General features: G+C 42.3%; 3 protein-coding genes. All 3 read right to left on the reverse strand.

Going from position 1 to position 2,639, the window contains the following annotated elements:
• Nucleotides 1-319: 319 nt before the first annotated feature.
• Genes QZ565_RS09245 through sdaAB form a run of 3 tightly spaced genes read right to left on the reverse strand, consistent with a single transcriptional unit; the run spans nucleotide 320 to nucleotide 2,526 of the window.
• A complete protein-coding gene (locus tag QZ565_RS09245; protein WP_295528583.1) occupies nucleotides 320-952 on the reverse strand; it encodes an HAD family hydrolase in 633 nt (210 codons plus the stop codon).
• Nucleotides 953-973: 21 nt separating this feature from the next.
• Nucleotides 974-1,846 carry an L-serine ammonia-lyase, iron-sulfur-dependent, subunit alpha gene (gene sdaAA / locus QZ565_RS09250; protein ID WP_295528586.1) on the reverse strand — a complete coding sequence of 291 codons (873 nt, stop codon included), beginning with the start codon at nucleotides 1,844-1,846 and terminating at the stop codon, nucleotides 974-976.
• Nucleotides 1,847-1,854: 8 nt separating this feature from the next.
• Nucleotides 1,855-2,526: an L-serine ammonia-lyase, iron-sulfur-dependent subunit beta gene (sdaAB, locus tag QZ565_RS09255; RefSeq protein WP_295528588.1), complete on the reverse strand. Its 672-nt coding sequence runs from the start codon at nucleotides 2,524-2,526 to the stop codon at nucleotides 1,855-1,857.
• Between the last annotated feature and the right edge of the window lie 113 nt (nucleotides 2,527-2,639).

The following is a 2,639-nucleotide window of genomic DNA, read 5'->3' on the forward strand; positions in this document are numbered from 1 at the left end:
TGAGACCAGCTCTCGCGGAGAAGATAAAGAAAAAAAAGCCATTATCGCCTTTGCCAATCAAACCACCCACGTTGAATAAAAAATCTTTAAAATCAGAAAACGCATATTATCAGGACTTTAAAAGTCTTGGCAATATGCGTTTTGTTATGTAGAAATTCGCTTCATTTTCTTCTGATACTCAATGAAAATCAAATAGCAAACTAGGAAGCTAGCCGTAAGTTGTTCAAAGCGTAGCGTTGAGGTTGCAGATAGAAACTGACGTGGTTTGAAGAGATTCTCGAAGAGTATGAAATTGAGTTTTTGCCCAGCCTCCGTTAGGTTATTGAAAATACTCCAAAACCTCTAATGGTTTGTGGGCGATATAATCAGGCTGATAGTTGAGCAAATCTGCTTGCTCTCCAAATCCCCAAGTGACAGCTAATTTCTGAATGCCTGTTTCTTGAGCTCCCAGCATATCAAACTTGGTATCTCCAATGATGATGGCTTGTTGAGGTGCTAGTTGATGTGTCTGCAAGGCTTGGCGAATGACATCTGCCTTATGGGGGGCTTCAGGGCTAGAACCATAAATGCCATCAAAGAAATGATGGATCCCCAAGTTTTTTGTCATTTCCTGAGCGGTTGGAGTGTTTTTGGTGGTTGTGATGTAGAGGGGGTAGTCTTGAGAGAGTTTTTGGAGTAATTCACTGATTTGAGGATAAAGTTCAGCCTCGTGGATTCCTTTATCCTTGTAGTAAGAACGGTAAATCTGAACCGCTTCAGAGATTTTTTCTTTGGGAAGGCGGGTTTCAAAGCTACTTTCAAGAGGTGGTCCCATGAAACTACGAATAGTTTTGACGTCAGGACAAGGGACTCCAAGCTCTTTAAAGGTATAGCTAAAGGCATTATGAATCCCAATGGAACTATCAACAAGGGTTCCATCTAAATCAAAAAAGATGGCTGAGATAAAGGTCATAATTTCTCCTATTAGATAAGGTTACTCTCCGAAAATTTCTTTTTGGAGGCGACGGCCGGTAGGAGTGGCAGCAAGGCCACCTTCGGCTGTTTCACGAAAGGCAGTTGGCATGCTTGACCCTACTTGATACATGGCATCGATAACTTCATCGACAGGGATTTTGGATTCGATACCTGCCAAGGCCATGTCTGCTGCGATGAAGGCAAAGCTAGATCCCATAGCATTACGCTTGACACAGGGAACTTCAACTAGACCTGCAACAGGGTCACAAATCAAGCCTAGCATATTTTTAATGACAAAGGCAATAGCTTGACTAGCTTGATAGGGAGTTCCACCTGCTGCTAAAGTAAGGGCAGCGGCACTCATAGCAGAAGCAGAGCCGACTTCTGCTTGGCATCCCCCCTCAGCTCCTGAGATAGAAGCATTATTTGCGATGACTAGTCCAAAGGCTCCAGCAGCTAATAGAAAATCTAACTGTTCCTCGTGACTAAGGTCTAATTTTGTAATGGCAGTAGTTAGGACAGCGGGGAGACAACCAGCGCTTCCTGCTGTAGGAGTAGCACAGACCAAGCCCATTTTTGCATTGTGTTCATTGACAGCTATAGCATTGCGAGCAACGGATAAAATGGTGTCGTCTGACAAAGCTTTTCCACTTTGGATATAGCGATTAAGTTTTGCAGCGTCTCCTCCAGTTAGGCCACTACGAGATTTATTTTCATTGAGGCCAAGTTGGACAGAGGCTTTCATGACTTCTAGATTGCGTTCCATGAGAAGGAAGACTTCTTCACGTTCGCGACCGGTCAATTCAAACTCTGTTGTAATCATCAGTTCAGCGACATTTCCTTGGAAGTCCTTTTCTGCTTGTTCGACTAATTCTTTGATAGAATAAAACATGATTCCTCCTACTTAAAGAAATTGACATTGTGAAGATGAGGGATTTTTTGAATTTCTTTGATGGCTTCCTCACAATTTCGACTATCAACTTCGATAATCATAATGGCTTTTTCACCCGCTTTTTCTCGAGTAACGTTCATCTGGGCGATATTGATATCATAGCGAGAAAGGGCCTCCGTTACGAGGGCAATCATACCTGGAATATCTTGATGAACGATGATGATAGTCGGTGTATTCATATTGAGAGAGACGGCAAAGCCATTGAGTTCGGTTACCTGAATATTTCCTCCACCGATAGAAATACCAGTTACGCTGATGGTCTTGTGAGCATTTTTGACGGTAATTTTAGTGGTGTTTGGATGAGGAGCATTACTGTCTTTCTGAATGGTCCAGACAATCTTGATGCCACGCTTGTGGGCAATTTCCAGGCTGTTTGGGATTTCAGGATCATCTGTATCCATGCCCAAAATACCTGCAACAAGGGCTAGGTCTGTTCCGTGACCTCGATAGGTTTTGGCAAATGAGTTAAATAGTTGGAATTCGACTTCTGTCGGAGTATCATCAAAAATGGAGGAGACAATCTTCCCAATACGAACAGCACCAGCGGTATGGCTACTAGATGGTCCAATCATGACTGGTCCGATAATATCAAAGACAGATTGAAAACGAAGTGATTGCATCAGTTTCCCCTTATAAAAATTCTTAGTTATATTATATCAAAGAATGAAGGTATTGGCTTTAATTGTGGATGAAACCCTTTTTACACTACAAATAGCATACAAAACAGTCTTTG

The sequence above is a fragment of the uncultured Streptococcus sp. genome, from assembly GCF_915066115.1.
In the GTDB taxonomy this organism is placed as follows: domain Bacteria; phylum Bacillota; class Bacilli; order Lactobacillales; family Streptococcaceae; genus Streptococcus.

Bases quoted from the DNA above. Each gene is read 5' to 3' on its own strand.
- sdaAA (WP_295528586.1), bottom strand. From the start codon at position 1,846: ATGTTTTATTCTATCAAAGAATTAGTCGAACAAGCAGAAAAGGACTTC.
- sdaAB (WP_295528588.1), bottom strand. From the start codon at position 2,526: ATGCAATCACTTCGTTTTCAATCTGTCTTTGATATTATCGGACCAGTC.
- QZ565_RS09245 (WP_295528583.1), bottom strand. From the start codon at position 952: ATGACCTTTATCTCAGCCATCTTTTTTGATTTAGATGGAACCCTTGTT.